Origin of the sequence: Bradyrhizobium sp. Pha-3, from assembly GCF_042258615.1 — a bacterium.
GTDB lineage: Bacteria > Pseudomonadota > Alphaproteobacteria > Rhizobiales > Xanthobacteraceae > Bradyrhizobium.
In genome coordinates this window covers 8,976,765-8,996,810 of the sequence record NZ_CP170152.1, presented here as the reverse complement: position 1 = coordinate 8,996,810, position 20,046 = coordinate 8,976,765, and the positions used below count along the sequence as shown (strand labels likewise).

The 20,046-nt window shown below is 64.7% G+C and carries 21 protein-coding genes; 5 read left to right on the top strand and 16 right to left on the bottom strand.

Going from position 1 to position 20,046, the window contains the following annotated elements:
- Positions 1-104: 104 nt before the first annotated feature.
- The gene (locus tag ACE10Z_RS41970) at positions 105-512 is read left to right on the top strand and encodes a F0F1 ATP synthase subunit epsilon (RefSeq protein WP_375785919.1); all 408 of its coding nucleotides are present in this window, start codon (positions 105-107) and stop codon (positions 510-512) included.
- 596 nt (positions 513-1,108) lie between these two features.
- On the top strand, positions 1,109-2,158 hold the full coding sequence (locus ACE10Z_RS41965; protein ID WP_375785918.1) for a helix-turn-helix transcriptional regulator: 1,050 nt from the start codon (positions 1,109-1,111) through the stop codon (positions 2,156-2,158).
- Between the two features lie 25 nt (positions 2,159-2,183).
- On the opposite strand, the gene ACE10Z_RS41960 is transcribed toward ACE10Z_RS41965, so the two are convergent.
- The 12 genes from ACE10Z_RS41960 to ACE10Z_RS41905 form a co-directional block, all read right to left on the bottom strand.
- Positions 2,184-2,690, bottom strand: coding sequence for an RNA pyrophosphohydrolase (locus ACE10Z_RS41960; RefSeq protein WP_375785917.1), 507 nt, complete (start codon positions 2,688-2,690; stop codon positions 2,184-2,186).
- A gap of 45 nt (positions 2,691-2,735) precedes the next feature.
- Complete coding sequence (locus ACE10Z_RS41955) at positions 2,736-3,239, bottom strand: RNA pyrophosphohydrolase (RefSeq protein WP_097675902.1); 504 nt, start codon at positions 3,237-3,239, stop codon at positions 2,736-2,738.
- A gap of 83 nt (positions 3,240-3,322) precedes the next feature.
- A complete protein-coding gene (locus tag ACE10Z_RS41950) occupies positions 3,323-4,537 on the bottom strand; it encodes a divergent polysaccharide deacetylase family protein (protein WP_375785916.1) in 1,215 nt (404 codons plus the stop codon).
- A gap of 151 nt (positions 4,538-4,688) precedes the next feature.
- Positions 4,689-6,056: a S41 family peptidase gene (locus tag ACE10Z_RS41945; RefSeq protein ID WP_375785915.1), complete on the bottom strand. Its 1,368-nt coding sequence runs from the start codon at positions 6,054-6,056 to the stop codon at positions 4,689-4,691.
- Positions 6,053-7,453, bottom strand: a complete 1,401-nt coding sequence (locus ACE10Z_RS41940; RefSeq protein ID WP_375785914.1) for a murein hydrolase activator EnvC family protein — start codon at positions 7,451-7,453, stop codon at positions 6,053-6,055. Before ACE10Z_RS41940 ends, ACE10Z_RS41945 begins: the two co-directional genes overlap by 4 nt.
- A 40-nt stretch (positions 7,454-7,493) precedes the next feature.
- Entirely contained in the window at positions 7,494-7,976 is a 483-nt protein-coding gene (gene rlmH / locus ACE10Z_RS41935; RefSeq protein ID WP_375785913.1) for a 23S rRNA (pseudouridine(1915)-N(3))-methyltransferase RlmH, read from the bottom strand.
- A 50-nt stretch (positions 7,977-8,026) separates the two neighbouring features.
- Positions 8,027-8,395 carry a ribosome silencing factor gene (gene rsfS, locus ACE10Z_RS41930; RefSeq protein WP_173640701.1) on the bottom strand — a complete coding sequence of 123 codons (369 nt, stop codon included), beginning with the start codon at positions 8,393-8,395 and terminating at the stop codon, positions 8,027-8,029.
- 186 nt (positions 8,396-8,581) lie between these two features.
- Positions 8,582-9,160, bottom strand: coding sequence for a nicotinate-nucleotide adenylyltransferase (locus ACE10Z_RS41925; protein WP_229165810.1), 579 nt, complete (start codon positions 9,158-9,160; stop codon positions 8,582-8,584).
- Positions 9,161-9,250: 90 nt separating this feature from the next.
- Positions 9,251-10,543, bottom strand: a complete 1,293-nt coding sequence (locus ACE10Z_RS41920) for a glutamate-5-semialdehyde dehydrogenase (RefSeq protein ID WP_375785912.1) — start codon at positions 10,541-10,543, stop codon at positions 9,251-9,253.
- 122 nt (positions 10,544-10,665) lie between these two features.
- On the bottom strand, positions 10,666-11,808 hold the full coding sequence (proB, locus tag ACE10Z_RS41915; protein WP_375785911.1) for a glutamate 5-kinase: 1,143 nt from the start codon (positions 11,806-11,808) through the stop codon (positions 10,666-10,668).
- Positions 11,809-11,875: 67 nt separating this feature from the next.
- The gene (gene obgE, locus ACE10Z_RS41910) at positions 11,876-12,925 is read right to left on the bottom strand and encodes a GTPase ObgE (RefSeq protein WP_375785910.1); all 1,050 of its coding nucleotides are present in this window, start codon (positions 12,923-12,925) and stop codon (positions 11,876-11,878) included.
- Positions 12,926-13,132: 207 nt separating this feature from the next.
- A complete protein-coding gene (locus tag ACE10Z_RS41905) occupies positions 13,133-13,612 on the bottom strand; it encodes a MaoC family dehydratase (RefSeq protein WP_375785909.1) in 480 nt (159 codons plus the stop codon).
- A gap of 269 nt (positions 13,613-13,881) precedes the next feature.
- On the opposite strand from ACE10Z_RS41905, the gene ACE10Z_RS41900 reads away from it, so the two are divergent.
- Positions 13,882-14,796, top strand: coding sequence for a DMT family transporter (locus tag ACE10Z_RS41900; protein WP_375785908.1), 915 nt, complete (start codon positions 13,882-13,884; stop codon positions 14,794-14,796).
- A 189-nt stretch (positions 14,797-14,985) separates the two neighbouring features.
- On the opposite strand, the gene ACE10Z_RS41895 is transcribed toward ACE10Z_RS41900, so the two are convergent.
- The 4 genes from ACE10Z_RS41895 to ACE10Z_RS41880 all read right to left on the bottom strand — a co-directional run bounded on the left by ACE10Z_RS41895 (position 14,986) and on the right by ACE10Z_RS41880 (position 17,728).
- Entirely contained in the window at positions 14,986-15,582 is a 597-nt protein-coding gene (locus tag ACE10Z_RS41895; protein WP_375785907.1) for a GNAT family N-acetyltransferase, read from the bottom strand.
- Positions 15,583-15,751: 169 nt separating this feature from the next.
- A complete protein-coding gene (gene rpmA / locus ACE10Z_RS41890; RefSeq protein WP_024583287.1) occupies positions 15,752-16,021 on the bottom strand; it encodes a 50S ribosomal protein L27 in 270 nt (89 codons plus the stop codon).
- Positions 16,022-16,141: 120 nt separating this feature from the next.
- On the bottom strand, positions 16,142-16,522 hold the full coding sequence (gene rplU, locus ACE10Z_RS41885; RefSeq protein ID WP_375785906.1) for a 50S ribosomal protein L21: 381 nt from the start codon (positions 16,520-16,522) through the stop codon (positions 16,142-16,144).
- Between the two features lie 255 nt (positions 16,523-16,777).
- The gene (locus ACE10Z_RS41880) at positions 16,778-17,728 is read right to left on the bottom strand and encodes a GlxA family transcriptional regulator (protein ID WP_375785905.1); all 951 of its coding nucleotides are present in this window, start codon (positions 17,726-17,728) and stop codon (positions 16,778-16,780) included.
- A 126-nt stretch (positions 17,729-17,854) separates the two neighbouring features.
- On the opposite strand from ACE10Z_RS41880, the gene ACE10Z_RS41875 reads away from it, so the two are divergent.
- Together ACE10Z_RS41875 and ACE10Z_RS41870 are read left to right on the top strand one after the other, a co-directional pair.
- Positions 17,855-18,658, top strand: coding sequence for an SDR family NAD(P)-dependent oxidoreductase (locus ACE10Z_RS41875; protein WP_375785904.1), 804 nt, complete (start codon positions 17,855-17,857; stop codon positions 18,656-18,658).
- A gap of 106 nt (positions 18,659-18,764) precedes the next feature.
- A complete protein-coding gene (locus ACE10Z_RS41870) occupies positions 18,765-19,922 on the top strand; it encodes an ROK family protein (protein ID WP_375785903.1) in 1,158 nt (385 codons plus the stop codon).
- Positions 19,923-20,046: the final 124 nt, after the last annotated feature.

Below are 20,046 nucleotides of genomic sequence, written 5' to 3'. Positions count from 1 at the left end.
CGTCATCGCCGGACTTGATCCGGCGATCCATCGAACGAGAACTGTTTTGACTGATGGACCCGCGGGTCGAGCCCGCGGGTGACAGCGCAAAGAACGGAAAGACCATGGCCACCTTCCACTTCGATCTCGTCTCTCCCGAAAAGCTCGCCTTCTCCGGCGAGGTCGATCAGGTTGACGTCCCCGGCGTGGAGGGTGATTTCGGTGTGCTCGCCGGCCATGCTCCGGTCATCGCCACGATTCGTCCGGGTATCCTGACGATCACGAGCGCAGGCAAGCGCGAGAAGGTGATCGTGCTCGGCGGCCTCGCCGAGGTGTCGGACAAGGGCCTCACCGTGCTCGCCGACGTCGCGACCGCGATTGCAGATCTCGATCGCGCGAAGTTCGCCGAGACGATCAACGAGATGGAGGAGAAGCTCTCCGAGAAGGAAGGCTCCGAGCTCGACCACGCGATCGAGCGGCTCGACCACTTCAAGGGCATCCAGCACGAGCTCAACGCGACGGCTATGCACTAAGGCGCGATTGCTGACCAGCGATCGCGCCATAGCGTCGAGTGAGCCGGCTCTCTTTGTGAAATCGCTCACACTTTTCCAGTCATCGCCGACGAAGGCCTGAACAATTCAACGCTCGCCGCACCCCGGCGGGCGTTGAATACTTGTTGCTTCCGGAAGCGTCTCCGACGGCAGGCTGGAAGGCGGTTGCGGTCGTCCCGGACTAGTGTCCCGAATCCGAAGTTCGTATCATTCGCCGCACCTTCGGAGCGAACTTCGGATTCGATAAGGACACTAGCAAACTTATGATTCTAGTGTGCTTTATGAATGCGAAGTTCGTGAAAGCGGCTGCCGCGAAATCGCACGAACTTCGCATTCAGCTCACCAGAGCATGATCCGGCAGAGCTGCTTCGCGACAAACGTGTAACGCGGGGATCATGCGCAAACCGAGAGCCCAGGCGCGATAAGATTGAGGTGAATCGTCATCGCGCTCTGAACACGATCCGAAAAATGTGAAGCAGCTTACAGCGGGGATCGTGCACCAATGACAAGCTGCGGCGCGATGACGAATTGGCCCCATGGTATCGTGATGCTACTTCGGATGTAACGGACAAGATGCTGTGCTGACTTTCTCCACCGATGCTCTCCGCCCGCAGGACCGTTTCGAGCACTGGTGCGACGTGCGCGGCAAAAGCCTGTTCGGGGTTACCATCGAGCTCGAGCGCGACAAGCGGCCCGATTTCCGCGGACACTTTTCCGCGACGCAGGTCGGCGGCGCCGTGCTGGCGGAAATGTCGGCGTCGTCCTACCGCGTCAGCCGGACATCATCCGACATCGGACGTGTTCCGAGCAACAGCCTGCATCTCGGCTGGCAGGTGCGCGGCCCCGGTCACATGAATATCGGCCGCGATCGCATCCAATGGGTAGGCAACGGAGATATGGTGTTCGGCCATTCCAATCTTCCGTTTGCGTCGACGCCCGATCGGACCGACGGCTTTCGCTTCTTCAGCCTCAAGATTCCCGTCACCGACGAGCTCGTGCTCGGTGCGCGGATCGAGGACGTGCCGCCGGTCACGCTGGCGCGTGATGCGAGCCTGACCCAGCTTGTCGGCGCCATGTTCCGCTCCATGACGCGCGATCCGGCGCAAGCCGGGCAGTTCGCCGGCGAGGTTACGCATATGGCGCGCCTGGCGCTGCTTGCGCGCGGACGCGTGCGGCCACGCCAGGATGAGATCCGTGCGGCGCTGCATGCGGGCTACCTGCATGCCGCGCGCGAGATCCTGCTGCGCGATCTGCATCGCGCCTCGCTCACGCCGGCCGCCGTCGCCGCCGAGCTCGGCATTTCACTGCGGCAATTGCATGCGCTGTTCGAGCCGACCGGTCTCTCGTTTGCGCGAACGCTGACAGCGACGAGGTTGAAGGAGGCGAGGCGGCTTCTCTCATCGATGCAGGAACGCGGCATCGACAAGATCGCGTTCTCGTGCGGCTTCGACAGCATCGCGACCTTCTATCGCGTGTTCCGCGCGACCTACGGCATGACGCCGGGTGATGCGCGGCGCCTTCCGCCGCAGGATCAGCTAGAGCATGATCCGGAAAAGTGTGAAGCGGTTTTCCCTCGCGACAAACGCGGAACGCGTTTGCGCGGAGATCATGCTCGAACGAGAATCTAAAGCGCGATGACGATTCAACCTAATCTCATCGCGCTTTAGCGAATTCCGCGAACCGGATCGCGACCGCGCGATAGACCTCGCGGCGGAACGGCACCACGAGATCGGCGACGCGATCGAGACGCTCCCAGCGCCATTGATCGAACTCGGCGGGCTGGCCGTTGCGCGGCGTCAATGGATCGATCTCCTCGTCGCGTCCAGTGAAGCGCAGCGCAAACCATTTCTGCCGCTGGCCGCGGAATTTGGCCAGCCGATGCGATGCCGGCCCGTCATAGGCCGGGAATTCGTAGGTCATCCAGTCGGTCTCGCCGAGATAGTCGGCGTTGACCGCTCCGGTCTCCTCCCACAATTCGCGCATCACGGCCTGGCGCGGATCCTCGCCATCGTCGATACCGCCTTGCGGCATCTGCCATTCGAGGCCGGGCAGCACGATCTCCGGACCGTCGTCCTTGATCCGGTGGCCGATCAACACGCGTCCGTCGCCGTTGAACAGCGCAATGCCCACATTGGGGCGATAGGGCTTATCTGATGACATCTCGACCGGTGCGTCGCGCGTTGATCTGGCCGATCATCTGGCCAATCACTTGGCCGCCAGACCGGCGAATTCCTTCACGACGCGCTCATAGACCGGACGCTTGAACGGCACAATCAGCTCCGGAAGATTCTTCATCGGCTCCCAGCGCCAGGTGACGAACTCGGCCTTGTGGCCGCCGCCGGGGTGGGCGACGTTGATCTCGTTCTCGTCGCCGGTGAAGCGCAGCGCGAACCACTTCTGCCGCTGGCCGCGATAGCGGCCCTTCCAGGCGCGGCCCGCGACGGTGCGCGGGATATCATAGATCAGCCAGTCCGAGACCTCGCCGAGCTTCTCCACCGACTTGACGCTGGTCTCTTCATAGAGCTCGCGCCGTGCGGCCTGAAACGTATCCTCACCGGGATCGACGCCGCCTTGCGGCATTTGCCAGACATGCGCGTCGTCGACATGCTCGATGCCGCCGGCGCGGCGTCCGATGAAGACCAGTCCCGCCGTATTCAAAAGCATGATGCCGACGCAGGTTCGATAGGGCAGGTCCTCATAACGTGCCATGCTGCCGCTACCTCGCACAGTTCCTGGCGCCACCCGACCCGGCCCCCCGGCAAGGTCTTAGGTTGCACCAACAGATTGATCTTCTAGCCCGATTTTGATTTCAGCATCGCCGTTGTCAATGGCACAAGCATGATGCCCTTGGAGTCCAGTGTCTTGAGCCAGGTGCCGAGCCGCTCGATCGAGACCGGCAGCGCCGAGGCGACGCCCACGGCCGTGCCGCGTTCCTTGGCGATCGTTTCCAGCTTGACCAGCGCGCGGTCGATTTCCGCCGATGTCGGCACCACGTCGATGGCGAAATCGGCCTTGGCGAACGGCAACGATTGGCCGGCCGAGAGGCTCTGCGCGACGCTGCGCGGGGTGGAACCGTCGTCGAAATAACTCAGGCCGCGCTTGGCCGCCTCGCGCACGATGGGCTGCATCACGGGGTCGGTTGCGACGAACCGGGCTCCCATGAAATTGGCGATCCCGGCATATCCCTGCAGGCGGCTGAGGTGCCAATAGAGACGGTCGAGGTTCTGCTCGCTGCTCAATGTGGTCAGCAGGGTCTGCGGGCCCGGATCGTTGTCGGGATAGTCGAATGGCTCCATCGGGATCTGCAGCAGGATCTCGTGGCGCTGCGCCCTCGCGCGTTCCGCGAGCTTGCCGGGGTCGGCGCCATAGGGTGTGAAGGCCAGCGTCACGGCCGGCGGCAGCTTCATGATGGCGTCAGTGGTCTTGGCGGCGCCCACCCCGAGGCCGGCGATCACGATGGCGACCACGGGCATCCGGGCCGCCTTGGCGCGGTCGGCCTCGGCCGCATAGACCGTGAACGGCTTCAGGCCGTCGGCGACCGCCGGGATCATGCCGTAGCGCGATTTTTCCAGCAGGCGCGGGTCGATCCCGGTCATCGCGAGCGGCGGCGCGTCGCCATCCGTCGTCTTTTCGGCCGGATCGCCGGCGCCGATCACCACATCCTGGCGCTTGCCGCTGGAGCCGTCGATGATGGTGACGGTCCTGGCGTCGTTCCTGGCATCGCCGGCTGCGGCCGGCGCCTTGGCTGCGGATTTGACCGCCGGTTCGGCCGGGGCGTGTTTATCGTCGGCGGCTGCGGGCGGGGGACTACGGAGCGCGATGCGGGCAATCGGTTCGCCGCCGAGCGGATTGTCGTTGAACAGCGCGACGCCGGCGAAGCCGACCAGCACGAGCCCCAGCAGCACGGCGAGCGCCTGCATCGCCGTGAATGGCAGGCGGAAACGGCGCGTCCTGCCCACGGTCTGCTGCCCAAGCGGCGTGCTCAGTTCGTCGGCCGCTTCTGCCATGCCCCTCCCCGAATCAACAGCGCGAACGATAGCACGATGCGGTGCATTCCCGCGCGCCGGCCTCCCCCGTCAAAGCACGGGCTGCGGTGGACGGCGAAAGCAGAAAGGGCGGCCCGAGGGCCGCCCTGTTCGCCACAACGATTGGATTGGATCAGTTCGCGGCCTTGTTGCCGGGCTTGTCGACCGCGGCCTTGTCGCCGGGCGCTGCCGGTGCCGGCGTCGCGCTCGAGGTCGACTTGATGCCGTGCAGCAGGTCGTCGGCCATCTTCAGCGCCTTGTCGTCCTTGGCGTCCGGCGGGACGTAGGACTGCGAGCCGGTCTTCTCGTCGCCGTCGTTCTTCAGATGGCCGCGCAGCGAGGCCTCGCCCTTGGTGTCGGTCCGCGCCTTCAACTCGTCCGGCACGTCCTGCAGCACCTCGATGTCGGGCACGATGCCCTTGGCCTGGATCGACTTGCCCGACGGCGTGTAGTAGCGCGCGGTGGTCAGGCGCAGCGCGCCGTTGCCCGAGCCGAGCGGGATGATGGTCTGCACCGAACCCTTGCCGAACGAGCGGGTGCCGACCAGCGTCGCCCGCTTGTGGTCCTGCAGTGCGCCGGCGACGATTTCGGAGGCCGAGGCCGAGCCGCCGTTGATCAGCACGATGACCGGCTTGCCCTTGGTCAGGTCGCCGGGGTGAGCCGCGCGGCGCTGGGTTTCCTCGGCATTGCGTCCGCGGGTCGACACGATCTCGCCACGCTCCAGGAAGGCGTCGGACACGGTGACGGCTTCTTCGAGCAGGCCGCCGGGGTTGTTTCTGAGGTCGATGATGTACCCCTTCAGCTTGTCGCCGATCTGGCTCTGCAGGTTGGCAACTTCCTTCTTCAGGCCTTCGGTGGTCTGCTCGTTGAAGGTCGTGATGCGGATGTAGGCGATGTCGTCGGCCTCGACGCGTGCGCGCACCGAGCGGACGCGGATGTTGTCGCGCACCAGCGTGACGTCGATCGGATTGTCCTGACCCTTGCGGATGATCTTGAGCTTGATCTTGGTGTTGACCGGACCGCGCATCTTCTCGACGGCCTGGTTCAAGGTCAGGCCCTGCACGGCTTCGTCGTCGAGGGTCGTGATGATGTCGTTGGCCATGATGCCGGCCTTCGAGGCCGGCGTGTCGTCGATCGGCGAGACGACCTTGATCAGGCCGTCTTCCATCGTGACTTCGATGCCGAGGCCGCCGAACTCGCCGCGGGTCTGCACCTGCATGTCGCGGAAGCTCTTGGCATCCATGTAGCTCGAGTGCGGATCGAGACCGGACAGCATGCCCGAGATCGCGGACTCGACGAGCTTGCTGTCATCCGGCTTCTCGACATAGTCGCTGCGCACGCGTTCGAACACGTCGCCGAACAGATTGAGTTGGCGGTAGGTGTCCGACGTCGCGGCGCGCGCGCTCGATCCCATCAGCACAGCGCGGGGCTGCGTGACGAAAAGCGTCAGGGCCGCGCCGGTGGCGGCGCTAAGGAGAATTACCGAAGTCTTGCGCATCATCCGCGAACCTTTTCGCCTTCATTTGCGGCCCACCATGGACCTGGATCGATTGGAGTGCCGTCTTTCCGGAACTCGACATAGAGCACTGGCTGGCTCGCATTGGTCGCGAGAATGGATGCAACCTGGGACGTCGACCCCATGGTCGCAACCGGCTCCCCCGTTAGCACAAACTGGCCGATGTTTACCGAAATACGCTCCATCCCGGCGATCAGGACATGATACCCGCCCCCGGCATTGAGGATCAAGAGTTGTCCATAGCTGCGGAAAGGACCAGCGTAAACAACCCAGCCGTCACACGGGGTTGTGACCTGTGCGCCCGGTTTGGCGGCCAAGGAAATGCCCTTTTGTACGCCCCCCGCGCCGTCGGAACCGCCAAATTCGCGAATCTTGATGCCATTCACGGGATAGGAGAACAGGCCTTTGGCCGAGGCGAAGGCGACCGCCGGGCTCATCCGGGCCGGGTCCTTGAGCGCCCCCAGATTGGGCTTGCCGTTAACGGTCGCGGGAGCCCCCTGGAGGCTGGCCGTGGCGGCGGCCTTGGCTGCGCTCTTGAGATCCTGCTCCATCTTGGCGATCAGGCCCTGCAGATCGGCGGCCTGCTTCGACAGCGCGATGGCGCGGGCGCCTTCGGCCTCCATGTCCTTTTCGGCCGCACTCTGCTGCCGCTGCCGTTCGTCGACCAGCGCCGCAAGGCGCGTCTGGTCTTCCCTGAGCTTGTCGCGATCGGCCGCCAGCGCATCGCGCTCGGTCGAGATGGTCTTGCGCAGCGCGACCAGTTCGCCGAGATCGGCCGCGAGCTTCTCCGCGCGGACGCGCAATTCCGGCACCACCGCGCCGAGCAGCATCGCGGTGCGCAGCGATTGCAGTGCGTCCTCGGGCCGCACCAGCAGCGCCGGCGGCGTACGCCGTCCGGCACGCTGCAACGCGGCCAGCACCTCGATCACTTCGGAGCGGCGTGAATCGAGCGAGCCGCGGATTTCGCGCTCGCGGCCGTCGAGCGGCTGCAGGCGTGCCTCGGCGTCGGCGATCCGCGTCTCGACGCCGCGCACCTGGCCGGCAATGTCGATCAGCTGCTGATTGAGCTTGCTGCGGTCCTGGCCGATCGCGGCGATGTCGGCCTTCAGCTTCTCCTGCAGCTCGGTGGCCTTGCGCTGCTGTTCGCGCGCGGCCTCGAGCTCCTGCTCGCGCTGCTTGATGGCGTCGGGCGATGTCTCCGCTGTCGCGGCCTGCTGTGCGGGCGGGGTGGGTTGTTGCGCTGATGGTGTCGCCTGCGCATGCGCCGCGGTCAGCGGATAGGCGGCGAGCATGGCGATCGACAGAGGCAGGGATGCCGGCAGCCAGCGGCGGCGTGCGGCGCCGAGATGCGAATCCGAAGCTGTGTCCCGCTTATGCTGCATTCGCGTGCGTTCAGCGCTTTCGACTGTCCGTCACCGCGCCTCAGGCGCGATGGTAGGGATGGCCGGCCAAAATGGTCGCGGCCCGATAAATCTGTTCCAGAAGCATGACGCGGACCATTTGGTGCGGCCAGGTCGCGGAGCCGAATGCAATACGCAACGAAGCCTTGCGCTGCAATTCAGGCGAAAGTCCGTCAGCACCACCGATCACGAAGACAGTATGTGCTGCCCCCTCGTCGCGCCAGCGGCCGAGCTGCTGCGCAAAGCTCGCGCTGTCGATGCTCTTGCCGCGTTCGTCGAGCGCGACCAGCATGTGCTTTTCCGGCAGCAGCGCCGCGATCGCCGCCGCCTCCTCAATGATGCGCGCGGCCGTGTCGCGCGCGCGGCTCTCCGCTATCTCATGGATCTCGAGGCCGCGAAAGCCGAGCTTGCGGCCGATATCCTCGAAGCGCTCGCGGTAACGCTCGGCGAGCTCCCGTTCAGGGCCCTGTTTCAGACGGCCGATGCAGATCACGACGAGACGCATCAACGCAGACTAGCTGCGCTGCAGCCGATTCGCATCGGCTTCGATACGCCTTAGACCGCCGCGACCGCCGGGTTCTGAGTCCACAACCGCTCGAGATTGTAGAACTCACGCACCTCAGGCCTGAACACGTGCACGATCACCTCGCCGGAATCGATCAGCACCCAGTCGCAATTGGGCAAGCCCTCGACGTGGATGTTCTTGACCCCGTTTTCCTTGAGGCTCTTCGTCACATTTTCCGCGATCGCGCCAACGTGCCGGTTAACCCGGCCGGTGGTGACGATCATGTAGTCGGAATATGCGGATTTGCCGCGAAGGTCGATGGTGACCGTCTCTTCCGCCTTCATGTCGTCGAGGCGAGAGAGGATCAGGCTCAGCGTCTTGTTGGCATCCGGTTTGTCGGCGTCCGGTTGCGCCTGCAAGGCCGCGGTTTTCGTCGATGTTTTACGCGCAGTCTTGGGAACCTTGGGTAAAACAGACTTGGACAATACAGATGTGGCCAGGGACCATTCCTTTCACTGTATCGCGGGTGCCGAATCCTCGGCCCCACGCACCATATTACGCATGTGGGGTTAATGGTTTCAATATTCCAGTAACCCTTTTGCGCCTCACGCCGTTCTCCAGCTCCCGTCCGGGTTCCGCAGTCCGGTCGAAGACAGATTGGATTTCATTCCTGTCAGGAACACCCAGGCCGGCGCCTGTTGATCGGCCAGCCGTGTCGCCTGATTTTCGGGCAAGCGATAGCGCATCAGCGCCTGCGCCGCCGGTGCGGCAAGGGCGCGGAAACTCTGGGGCGGACGGTCGATCACGGCAATCGGCACATCGGACGCGATGCGCCGCCAATCTTTCCAGCGATGAAATTGCGCGAGATTGTCAGCGCCCATGATCCAGACGAAGTGCACGCCGGAGACACGGCGGCGCAAGTGGATGATCGTGTCGACAGTGTAGCGGACACCGATGACAGCTTCGAGACAGCTGATGTCGATGCGCGGATCGTCGGCAACGCGACGCGCAGCCGCGGCGCGCTCGTTGAGCGCGTGCAGGCCGTCATGGTTCTTCAGCGGATTGCCCGGCGTCAGCAGCCACCACACGCGGTCGAGCTGCAGGCGCTTGAGCGCGAACTGGCTGATGGCGCGATGCGCGGCGTGCGGCGGATTGAACGAGCCGCCGAGCAGCCCGATGCGCATGCCGTTGGTATAGAACGGAAGCGCCTGGGCGGGAGATAGCGGCCCGGTGGAAGTTTGTTGCAAGGGTCTACCGTGCGCGTGCGACAATGATCACGGCCGTGTCTGCCCGGTGCCGTGGACGCGGTACTTGAAGCTCGTCAGCTGCTCGGCGCCGACCGGCCCGCGGGCGTGGAATTTGCCGGTGGCAATTCCGATCTCGGCGCCGAAGCCGAACTCGCCGCCATCGGCGAACTGGGTCGAGGCGTTGTGCAGCACGATCGCCGAATCGACCTCGTTGAGGAATCTCTGCGCGGCAGCGGCATCCTCCGTCACGATCGCATCTGTGTGATGCGAGCCGTGATTTTGAATATGCGCGATCGCCTCATCGAGACTGCCGACGATCTTCGCCGAGATGATCGCGTCCTCATATTCGGTGTTCCAGTCCTCGTCGGATGCGGGCTTCACCCTGGCATCGGCGCCTTGCACGATGTCGTCGCCGCGCACCTCGCAACCGGCATCGATTAGCAACTCGACCAGCGGTTTCAGCTTGGTCGCGGCAGCGTTGCGATCGATCAGCAGGGTCTCGACGGCGCCGCAGACACCGGGACGGCGCATCTTGGCGTTCAGCACGACCGCCTTGGCCATATCGAGTCTGGCGCTGGCATCGACATAGATGTGGTTGACGCCCTCCAGATGCGCGAACACCGGAACGCGTGCCTCAGCCTCGACGCGTGCGACCAGGCTCTTGCCGCCGCGCGGCACGATCACGTCGATGCCGCCGTTCAATCCCGTCAGCATCAGGCCGACGGCCGCGCGGTCACGGGTCGGCACCAGGGTGATCGCGGCCTCGGGCAGGCCGGCTTCGCGCAGGCCATGCACCAGGCAATCATGGATCGCGCGGCAGGAGCGGAAGCTGTCGGAGCCGCCGCGCAGGATCACCGCGTTGCCGGACTTCAGGCACAGCACGCCGGCGTCGGCGGCGACGTTGGGGCGGCTTTCGAAGATCACGCCGATCACGCCGAGCGGCACGCGGACGCGCTCGATGGTCATGCCGTTCGGCCGCTGCCAGCTTTCGGTGACGGCGCCGACCGGATCAACAATCTCGCGCACGGTGGCAACGCCATCGGCCATGGCGTCGACGCGCGCCTGCGTCAGTGTCAGGCGGTCGACGAAGGCAGCGGTCATGCCGCCCGCGCGCGCCTCGGCGACATCCTCGGCATTGGCGGCGAGGATGGCCGGCGCGTTGGCCCGGATCGCGCGCTCGATTGCAGTGAGCGCCCGGTTCTTCTGCTCCGGCGGCGCCAGCGCCAGCACGCGCGCGGCGGCGCGGGCCTTGGCGGCGAGGTCGGTCATCAGGGCGGCGAGATCGGCGTTGCCGTCGATCGCCTTCAGGGGGGCGCTCATGGAAGTCCCAACTTTGCAATAAGGCCATGTTCTAGCATGGCAATTGACGGGTGGCGAGGCGCGGAACCGGCATGGCAGGTGGGCGGCGGGCAGCCCCGCTCGGCCAATGGCCTACCCAATGGCTACTTGGCCGGGATCGCCCCGGCCGGGCCGATCACGAGGTCGTCGCGGTGGATCATCTCGGAGCGGCCGCTGATGCCCAGAATGGCCATCACGTCGGGCGAGGAGCGGCCCTTGATCTTCTCGGCATTCTCGGCGTCGTAGGCGACCAGGCCGCGGCCGATCTCATGGGTGTCGGGGCCGCGCACCACCACGGCGTCGCCGCGGGCGAACTGGCCGTCGACCCGGATCACGCCCGCCGGCAGCAGGCTCTTGCCGGCGCGCAGCGCCGCGACCGCGCCGGCATCGATGGTCAGCGTGCCCTTCGGCTCGAGCGAGCCCGCAATCCAGCGCTTGCGCGCGGTGACGGGATTGGCCGGGGTCAGGAACCAGGTGCAGCGGCCGCCGTCGGCGATCGCCTGCAAAGGATGCTCGATCTTGCCGGAGGCGATCAGCATGTGGGTGCCGGCGGTGGTCGCGATCTTCGCGGCCTCGATCTTGGTGGTCATGCCGCCGCGCGACAGTTCGGACCCGGCCGAGCCCGCCATCCCTTCGATCTCCGAGGTGATGCTCTCGACCACCGGGATCAGTTTCGCATCGGGATCGACCGCGGGCGGCGCGGTGTAGAGGCCGTCGATATCGGACAGCAGGATCAACAGGTCCGCGCTCGCCATGGTGGCGACGCGGGCGGCGAGGCGATCATTGTCGCCGTAGCGGATCTCGGTGGTCGCGACGGTGTCGTTCTCGTTGATCACGGGCACCGCGCCCCATTCCAGCAGCTTGGCGATGGTCGAGCGCGCGTTGAGATAACGGCGGCGTTCCTCGGTATCCTGCAAGGTCACGAGGATCTGCCCGGCGCCGATGCCGTGATGGCCGAGCACCTCCGACCAGATTCGCGCCAGCGCGATCTGGCCGACGGCAGCAGCAGCCTGGCTCTCCTCGAGCTTCAGCGGGCCGCGCGGCAGCTTCAGGCGGCTGCGGCCGAGCGCGATCGAGCCCGACGACACCACCATGACCTCGCAGCCTCGCTTGTGGAGTTTTGCGATGTCGTCGACCAGCGCGGCGAGCCAGGATGCGCGGACTTCGCCGGCCTGCGAGTCGACCAGCAGCGACGAGCCGACCTTGACGACGATGCGGCGAAAGTTCTTGAGCGCGGGGCGTTTCATGGGATCGGTCTGGCAGGAAGGTGGAAGCAAGAGGCGCCACGAAGTGGCTAGACAAGTCGAGATGCCGTCAACCCTGCGGCACCGGCACAGCCCACGGCTCCGTCTGGCCCTTGGCCTTGTTGGACACCGGCGCTTCGCCGATCACCTCGACCAGCGCGCGCAGCGCGTCCTGCACGCCTTCGCCGGTCACGCCGGACAGCAACAGCGGCGTCTTCTTCGCCGCCCGCTTGAGGCGGTCCTTCTGCTTCTTCAACTCGTCCGGCTCCACCGCGTCGATCTTGTTCAGCGCGACGATCTCGATCTTGTCGGCGAGCTGGCCTTCATAGGCCTCGAGCTCGGTGCGCACCGTCTTGTAGGCCTTGCCGGCGTGCTCACAGGTCGCATCGACCAGATGCAGCAGCACGCGGCAGCGCTCGACATGACCGAGGAAACGATCGCCGAGGCCCGCGCCCTCATGCGCGCCTTCGATCAGGCCGGGGATGTCGGCGAGCACGAATTCGCGGCCGCCGTAATTCACCACCCCGAGCTGCGGATGCAGCGTGGTGAAGGGATAGTCGGCGATCTTCGGCCGCGCCGCGCTGACCACCGACAGGAAGGTCGATTTGCCGGCGTTGGGCAGGCCGACAAGGCCAGCGTCGGCGATCAGCTTCAGCCGCAGCCAGATCCATCGTTCTTCACCCGGCGCGCCGGGATTTGCGTTGCGCGGCGTGCGGTTGGTGGAAGACTTGAAATGCGCATTGCCGAAGCCGCCATTGCCGCCTTCAGCCAGCACGAATTTCTCACCGAGTTCGGTGAAATCGTGCAGCAGCGTCTCGCGGTCTTCGTCGAATACCTGGGTGCCGACAGGCACTTTCAGCACGATCGGCTTGCCGTTGGCGCCATGGCGGTCCTTGCCCATGCCATTGGTGCCTTTTTGCGCCTTGAAGTGCTGCTGGTAGCGGTAGTCGATCAGCGTGTTCAGTCCGTCGACGGACTCGATGATGACGTCGCCGCCGCGGCCGCCATTGCCGCCGGAGGGGCCGCCGAACTCGATGAACTTCTCGCGCCGGAACGCGACGCAGCCGTTGCCGCCGTCGCCGGAGCGAATATAGACCTTGGCTTCATCGAGGAATTTCATGATCCGCTACTATAGCGTTTTCGAGCGAAGTGGTCGCCGGTTCGCGTGAAGAAAACGCGTCAAAATGAGAATCGAGAGCGCACCGGTTCTGATGTCATCAGGACCGGCGTGCTCTAGTTAGGGCAGGGCGGCCGCTGCGGCAACCCAGAAGCGCCCTGACTTCGGCAGAAAGCCTTAATTTTCGGGCCTTTTTGCGGCCCCTCGCAGCTAGCCCGGCCGGCGCCGCACCAGGAATTTCTGCATCCCCTCCAGCACCAGCTCGCGGCGCTGGTTGTGCACGGTCGAGCGCAGCGTCACGACGCCGGTGGTTCGGCCGGGCGCCAGCTCGATCACCTCCAGCGCGGGGTAGATGGTATCGCCGGCATAGACCGGTTTCAGGAACTTGCTCGACTGTTCCAGGAAGCCGACCAGCGACTCCTCCACGACATAGGGAAACAGCCCGGCGCCGGGCGCAGTGTGCACCAGGGTCTGGAAGCCGTGCGCGAGCAGGTCCGGCATGCCGCGTGTGCGGCAATATTCGACGTCGTAATGGATCGGATGGGTGTCGCCGCTGGCGGTCTGGAACGCCGCGAACACGGCCGAGGTCTGGGTCCGGCTCGGAATCACGAAGCGCTCGCCGAGCACGAAATCCTCGAACCACCGCTGCGCGGGGACCATGCGATGTTGGGTGGGGTCGAATTCGCTCATGCGGCGTTTCCTGCTCTGCTTCTTGAATGGCTGCCCGAGAGCCTATCCCGTTCCGATTGAATCGGAACGGGGCTCTAGATTCTTGTTTTGACGCGTTTTCTTCACGCGAACCGGTATCCACTTCGCTCGAAAACGCTCTACCGGTAGCGCAGGCGCCGCACTGCGACAATTGGTTCGATCTGCCGCAGCCGGGGTTGTCCTGCGCAACGACGTCGGTAAAACCGGCGACAGGACCGGCCCGACTCAGAGGCGGCGACAACAAGAGAACAATGAGCCTGTTCGCAAAACTGTCCTCCTACGACGATCGATCAGCGCGGCTCGCCGGCATCGGGTTGATGCTGCTGTCGATCTTCATGTTCTCGTTCGGCGACGCGATGGGCAAGTTCATCGTCGCCACCTATTCGGTCGGGCAATTGCTGTGGCTGCGCGCCTGCGCGGCGCTGCTCGTGCTGCTGCCGATCGTGTGGAAGCGGCGCGCGGATTTCCTGCACCTGGAGCGTCCGTGGCTGCAATTGCTGCGCGTCACGCTGTCGACGCTGGAGGTCGCGGCGTTCTTCCTGGCGACGGTCTATCTGCCGCTCGCTGACGTCATCACCTACTATTTGGCCGGACCGATCTTCGTCACCGCGATGTCGGGCCTCGTGCTCGGCGAGCATATCGGCTGGCGGCGCTGGACCGCGATCCTGGTCGGCTTTTGCGGAGTGTTGATCGCGCTGCGGCCATCGGCGCAGACCATCAGCTGGCCGGCGATGATCGCGCTCGGCGGCAGCCTGTCGTTTGCGGTGCTGATGCTGATCACGCGCTCGCTGCGTGCGACGCCCGACATCGTGCTGGCGACATCGCAATTCGGCGGCACGTTCATCCTGGGGCTCGTGCTCTCGCCGTTCGGCTGGGTGACGCCATCAGCCGGCAGCCTCGTGCTGTTCTTCACCGCCGGCATCATCTCGGTCGCGGCGCTGCTGTGCGTGAACCGTTCGCTGAAGCTCGCGCCGGCAAGCGTGGTGGTGCCGTACCAGTATTCGATGATCGTCTGGGCGGTGATCTTCGGCTTCGTGGGGTTCGGCGACGTGCCGTCCTGGGCCACGATCATCGGCGCCGCAATCATCATCGGGGCTGGCCTCTACATCTTCGTGCGCGAGCAGCAGCTGGGGCGCACGGATTCCGCAGTGAATCCGCCGGCCTAATTCTTACCCTCCCCTGGAGGGGGAGGGTCGGATCACATTGAGCGCAGCGAAATGTGAGACGGGGTGGGGTGATCTCTCAACTCGGGCAGCGTCCGAGTGGAGAGACCGTCACCCCACCCCGCTGCGCAATCCGCTCCGCTACATGCCCAGCGACCCTCCCCCTCCAGGGGAGGGTGAAGGCCGGAAGCCTCAGCTCTCCCGCCGGGTCGAGTTGTTCCAGCTCTTCAGCGAAGCCCAGACGCTGCGCGACAGCCGGAAGGCATCCACCGGGCTCGATGAGCCCAGCGCCTCGAAGCGGTGCAGCTCGACGCCGCTCCACTGGAAGCCGCACTTCTCGAGGATGTTGCGCGACGACGGGTTGACGACACGGGCGCCCGCGATCAGCTGGTCGAGATCGAATTCCTCGAAGAAGTAGTCGATGGCAGCGCGCGCGGCCTCGGTGCCGAAGCCCTGGCCCCAATGGTCGACGCCGAGCCAGTAGCCGAGTTCGGCCGCAGTCTCCTCGCGCCAGTCGATGCCGACCATGCCGATCGGCGTGTGATTGTTCTCGATCAGGAAGACGGTTTCGCGTCCGCCGGCGCCGAGCGCGCGCACGAAGTCGATGGCGTCGTCCTGGGTATAGGGATGCGGCAGGCGGCGGGTGTTCTCCGCGATCCGGCGGTCATTGGCGAGGCGAGCGATGGCTTTTACGTCCGCGAGCGTCGGCTTGCGCAAGGTCAGCCGTTCGGTCTCGAGGACGCAAGCTCTTGCCTCGCGCAAGGTCGGCGTCGGGATGTCCTGCAACATGTCGAGCTCCTGTGATGCGACAATCGGTACGCAACGCTTGGAACGTTGCGCGCCGTCGAACCGGATCGCGCGCAACGAAAAGGGGAGGCCGGTCATCCCGCCTCCCCTTGGAGCCCTTTGCGACTCCGCCGGTTCAACAGGACCCGGCGGACTCATGTGTGTCCACCGTCTACTCGGCCGCTTCTGCCATCGGAATAACCGAGATGAATGTGCGGCCATTGGCTTTGGCACGGAACTCGACATGACCCTCGACCTTGGCGAAGAGAGTATGATCGGTGCCCATGCCGACATTAAGGCCAGGATGCCAGGTGGTGCCGCGCTGACGCGCGATGATGTTTCCGGGGATCACGCGCTCGCCACCGAACGCCTTGATGCCAAGGCGCTTGCCCTTGGAATCACGTCCGTTGCGCGATGAACCGCCTGCTTTTTTATGAGCCATAGCTCGTCTCCGACTTCGCTTTGATCTCTAGATCAATTCCTTGACGGAATCATTTCACGTTTTGTCACGCTTCACATCTGAGAGCGCGACGATCACTTCTGCTCGCTTGCCGCGGCGGCCTTACTCGGCCGCCTCTGCCGGAGCTGCGACCTTTTCCTTCTTCGGCCGCGGGCCGATGGTCGGCTTGGCGTTATCGGCGAGGATCTCGGTGATGCGAAGCACCGTGAGCTCGTCGCGATAGCCGCGCTTGCGGCGTGAATTCTTGCGGCGACGCTTCTTGAACGCGATCACCTTGGCGCCGCGCTTGTGCTGCAGCACTTCGGCCGCAACGGTGGCGCCTGCCACGGTGGGCGTTCCCAGCACCGGCGTGTCACCGCCGAGCACCAGAACTTCGCCTAGCTGCACGATCGTGCCGACATCGCCGGCGATCTTGCCAATCTCGAGTACATCATTCGGAACGACACGGTACTGCCGGCCGCCGGTTTTGATGACTGCGAACATCGTTTGATTCCTTCGTGTTCGGTTCCGGCCTCGGACGGATCGCCCGGGTCGGCTTTTTGTTCAGTCGCTATGGGTTATGTGTTTCGCGCGAAGGGAATGAATTCCCAAACTGGATCGCGCAAAAACGATCGGCGCGAGAAATCCCCGCGCCGGATGGGCGGACTTATAGCCGCTAGCGACGCGGAGTCAAGGTAAAGCAGGACAAAAACCGGCCAAAAATGAAGGGTTTGGCGTGATTTTGGCCCGGATTGACCCTCAGGCCGCGGTCTTGGCCGCAGCCCGCGCGTGCCGGCGGATGCTCTGCGGCGGCTGGCCCAGCACCCGCAGGAACGCCCGCCGCATCCGTTCGCGATCGGCAAAGCCGGTCTCACCAGCAATTTCGTCCATCGAATGGCGGCCGTCGCCGATCAATTCGCGCGCGGACTCGACCCGGAGCTGCTCGATCGCCTTGGCCGGCGACTGGCCGGTCTCGGCGCGGAAGGCGCGGCTGAACTGGCGCGGACTGAGCCGTGCCACTTCGGCCAATTCCTCGACCGAGAGCTCGTTGCGCAGATGCGCCTTGGCGTAGTTGAGGGCGTTCTGGATGCGGTCGGATTTCGGGTCGAGCTCGAGCAGCGCTGAAAACTGCGACTGTCCGCCGGTGCGGCGGTGATAGACCACGAGCTTGCGCGCCACCGAACGGGCGATCTCGACGCCCAAATCATGCTCGATCATGGCGAGCGCCAGATCGATCGTCGCGGTCATGCCGGCCGAGGTCCAGATCGGCCCGTCGACGATGTAGATGCGGTCCTGCTCGACCTTGAGCCCGGGAAATCGGGCCTGCAATTCCGGGGCGAATTGCCAGTGCGTCGAGACGCGCCGGCCGTCGAGCAGGCCGGCTTCAGCCAGTGAGAAGGCGCCGATGCAGGGCGCGGCGATGCGCTGCGATGTCGTCATGGCGCGCCGCATGTAGTCGATCAGCTTCGCCGATGCCGGGTGAAGCTCGTGGCCGGCGCCGACAAACAGCGTGTCGAAGCTGCGATCGCCAAAGGCTTCGGTTTCGACATTGAAGCCGGCGGATGAGCGCACCGGGCCACCGTTCTCTGACAGCAGTGTGACCTCGTAGAAGGGCGCACCTGCGATCAGGTTGGCGACCTCGAAGGCGGTGATGGCGGTGAAGCCCATCACCTGGAAATCCCTGAAGATGACGAAGCCGATTTCCTGCATGGAACCCTCCGACGGCAATCTATGTCCTAAAAAGGAGTATATATGACATTTGAGACACGCAAGAGGGCCTGTAAAAACCTGAGCAGCGGCCAAATTCGGCCGTCCAAGGTCAAACAGGAGACCAACATGACCAAGTCAGCCAAAGGAACGGCGCTCGTTACCGGTGCGTCGTCCGGAATCGGTGCCATCTATGCGGACCGGCTCGCACGGCGTGGCTACGATCTGATCCTCGTTGCACGTAACCGCGAGCGCCTCGATGGGCTCGCCAAGCGTCTTTCGCAGGAGACAGGCCGATCGATCGAGATCGTCGCCGCCGACCTCGCCAAGCGCGGCGATGTATCGCGGATCGAGTCCATTCTGCGCAGCAACGAAGGCATCAGCGTGCTCGTGAACAACGCCGGCGTCGGCGCCACCGCGCCGCTGCTCGCATCCGATGTCGACAAGATGAGCGACATGATCGCGCTCAATGTCGACGCGTTGATGCGCCTGACCTATGCGGCGGTGCCGGGATTCGTCACGCGCGGCGGCGGCACCATCATCAACATCGCCTCGGTCGTCGGCGTCCAGCCGGAACTGCTCAACGGCGTCTACGGCGGCAGCAAGGCCTTCGTGTTGGCGCTGACCCACTCGCTGCAGCACGAGCTGAAGGACAAGAACATTCGCGTCCAGGCCGTGCTGCCCGGTGCCACCGCCACCGAGTTCTGGGACATCGCCGGCACGCCGGTCGAGCATCTGCCCGGCGAGATCGTGATGAAGGCCGAGGACATGGTGAACGCTGCGCTGGCCGGCCTCGACCAGGGCGAGGTCTTCACCGTGCCGTCGCTGCCGGAGGCTGCCGATTGGCAGGCCTATGAGGCGGCCCGCCAGAAGCTGATGCCGAACCTGTCGCGCAGCACGCCGGCGGCGCGCTACGGGGTGAAGGCCGCCTGACGCCCCTGCGAAAATTGCGTCCCGCGCAGGCCGAGCGCCTGAGCGCGGGACGCAACCATTTGAGTTCCCGATTGTTAGTGCTGGGAACCTCAAGCGGGCAGGGCGAATGGCCGAAGACACCGGACTGACCACGGGAATCGCGCACCATGGCGCGGCGCGGCTGCCATCCGTCGACATCGACAGCTTCAACATCGAGCTGAAGGACGACGAGGGTTTTCTCGGCGATCGCGCCTCCAAGGGCGCTTTCCGCAAGATCCTCGACCGCTGGCGCAAGCCGCTGCGCAAATCGGAGGAGGATCCGTTCGGTGAGGAGCCGTCGGACCAGATCAGCAAGAAGAAGCTCGATGAATTGCTGGTCGGCGACGACACCGAGGCCTCCGCGGTCGTGCACAGCGCGATCGAGGAGTTTGCGCAGGAGCTCGCCTATGTGACGCGGCGCTTCCTCGGCACCAAGGCCTGGGCCAAGACCGAGCGTATCGTGGTCGGCGGCGGCTTCCGCGACTCCAGGCTCGGCGAGCTTGCCATCGCGCGCACCGACATCATCCTGAAGTCGGAGGATTTCAAGGTCGACATGGTGCCGATCCGCTTTCATCCCGATGATGCCGGGCTGATCGGCACGCTGCATCTGGCGCCGTCGTGGATTTTCGAGGCCCATGACGGCATGCTCGCCGTCGACATCGGCGGCACCAATATCCGCTGCGGCATCGTGGAGACGCGCTGGAAGAAGGCGCCCGATCTCTCCAAGGCGGCGGTCTGGAAATCGGAGCTGTGGCGACATGCCGATGACGAGCCGACGCGCGAAGGCGCGGTGAAGCGGCTGGTGAAGATGCTGAAGGATCTGATCGCCGCCGCCGAGAAGGAGAACCTCAAGCTCGCGCCGTTCATCGGCATCTCCTGTCCCGGCGTCATCAACGAGGACGGCTCGATCGAGAAGGGCGCACAGAATTTGCCGGGCAATTGGGAGAGCAGCAAATTCAACCTGCCGGCGAGCCTGGTCGAGGCGATCCCGCAGATCGGCGATCATGACACCGCGATCGTGATGCACAATGACGGTGTGGCGCAGGGACTGGCCGAGGTCCCGTTCATGCAGGATGTCGCGCGCTGGGGCGTGCTGACGATCGGAACCGGGCTCGGCAATGCCCGCTACACCAATCGCAAGAAAGACAACGCCAAGGACGAGAAGAAGGCCGAGAAAAAGGACAAGGACGCCGAAGACGAAAAGAGCGAGAAAAAGGCCAAAAAAGCCAGGAAGGCCGACGCCTGAGACGATGCCTGAGACGGCCTGAGATTCTTGGGCGCAGCCGATCGCGCGGTAAGGTTGATCGGTTAGGTTAAGATCGGTTTCGCGTTGCCGTTTGGACGCCGGCCGCTACCGTGGAGGTGTCGCT

Bases quoted from the DNA above. Each gene is read 5' to 3' on its own strand.
- ACE10Z_RS41970 (WP_375785919.1), top strand. From the start codon at position 105: ATGGCCACCTTCCACTTCGATCTCGTCTCTCCCGAAAAGCTCGCCTTC.
- ACE10Z_RS41960 (WP_375785917.1), bottom strand. From the start codon at position 2,690: ATGTCATCAGATAAGCCCTATCGCCCCAATGTGGGCATTGCGCTGTTC.
- ACE10Z_RS41955 (WP_097675902.1), bottom strand. From the start codon at position 3,239: ATGGCACGTTATGAGGACCTGCCCTATCGAACCTGCGTCGGCATCATG.
- ACE10Z_RS41950 (WP_375785916.1), bottom strand. From the start codon at position 4,537: ATGGCAGAAGCGGCCGACGAACTGAGCACGCCGCTTGGGCAGCAGACC.
- ACE10Z_RS41945 (WP_375785915.1), bottom strand. From the start codon at position 6,056: ATGATGCGCAAGACTTCGGTAATTCTCCTTAGCGCCGCCACCGGCGCG.
- ACE10Z_RS41940 (WP_375785914.1), bottom strand. From the start codon at position 7,453: ATGCAGCATAAGCGGGACACAGCTTCGGATTCGCATCTCGGCGCCGCA.
- rlmH (WP_375785913.1), bottom strand. From the start codon at position 7,976: ATGCGTCTCGTCGTGATCTGCATCGGCCGTCTGAAACAGGGCCCTGAA.
- ACE10Z_RS41925 (WP_229165810.1), bottom strand. From the start codon at position 9,160: ATGCGCATCGGGCTGCTCGGCGGCTCGTTCAATCCGCCGCACGCCGCG.
- ACE10Z_RS41920 (WP_375785912.1), bottom strand. From the start codon at position 10,543: ATGAGCGCCCCCCTGAAGGCGATCGACGGCAACGCCGATCTCGCCGCC.
- proB (WP_375785911.1), bottom strand. From the start codon at position 11,808: ATGAAACGCCCCGCGCTCAAGAACTTTCGCCGCATCGTCGTCAAGGTC.
- obgE (WP_375785910.1), bottom strand. From the start codon at position 12,925: ATGAAATTCCTCGATGAAGCCAAGGTCTATATTCGCTCCGGCGACGGC.
- ACE10Z_RS41905 (WP_375785909.1), bottom strand. From the start codon at position 13,612: ATGAGCGAATTCGACCCCACCCAACATCGCATGGTCCCCGCGCAGCGG.
- ACE10Z_RS41900 (WP_375785908.1), top strand. From the start codon at position 13,882: ATGAGCCTGTTCGCAAAACTGTCCTCCTACGACGATCGATCAGCGCGG.
- ACE10Z_RS41895 (WP_375785907.1), bottom strand. From the start codon at position 15,582: ATGTTGCAGGACATCCCGACGCCGACCTTGCGCGAGGCAAGAGCTTGC.
- rpmA (WP_024583287.1), bottom strand. From the start codon at position 16,021: ATGGCTCATAAAAAAGCAGGCGGTTCATCGCGCAACGGACGTGATTCC.
- rplU (WP_375785906.1), bottom strand. From the start codon at position 16,522: ATGTTCGCAGTCATCAAAACCGGCGGCCGGCAGTACCGTGTCGTTCCG.
- ACE10Z_RS41880 (WP_375785905.1), bottom strand. From the start codon at position 17,728: ATGCAGGAAATCGGCTTCGTCATCTTCAGGGATTTCCAGGTGATGGGC.
- ACE10Z_RS41875 (WP_375785904.1), top strand. From the start codon at position 17,855: ATGACCAAGTCAGCCAAAGGAACGGCGCTCGTTACCGGTGCGTCGTCC.
- ACE10Z_RS41870 (WP_375785903.1), top strand. From the start codon at position 18,765: ATGGCCGAAGACACCGGACTGACCACGGGAATCGCGCACCATGGCGCG.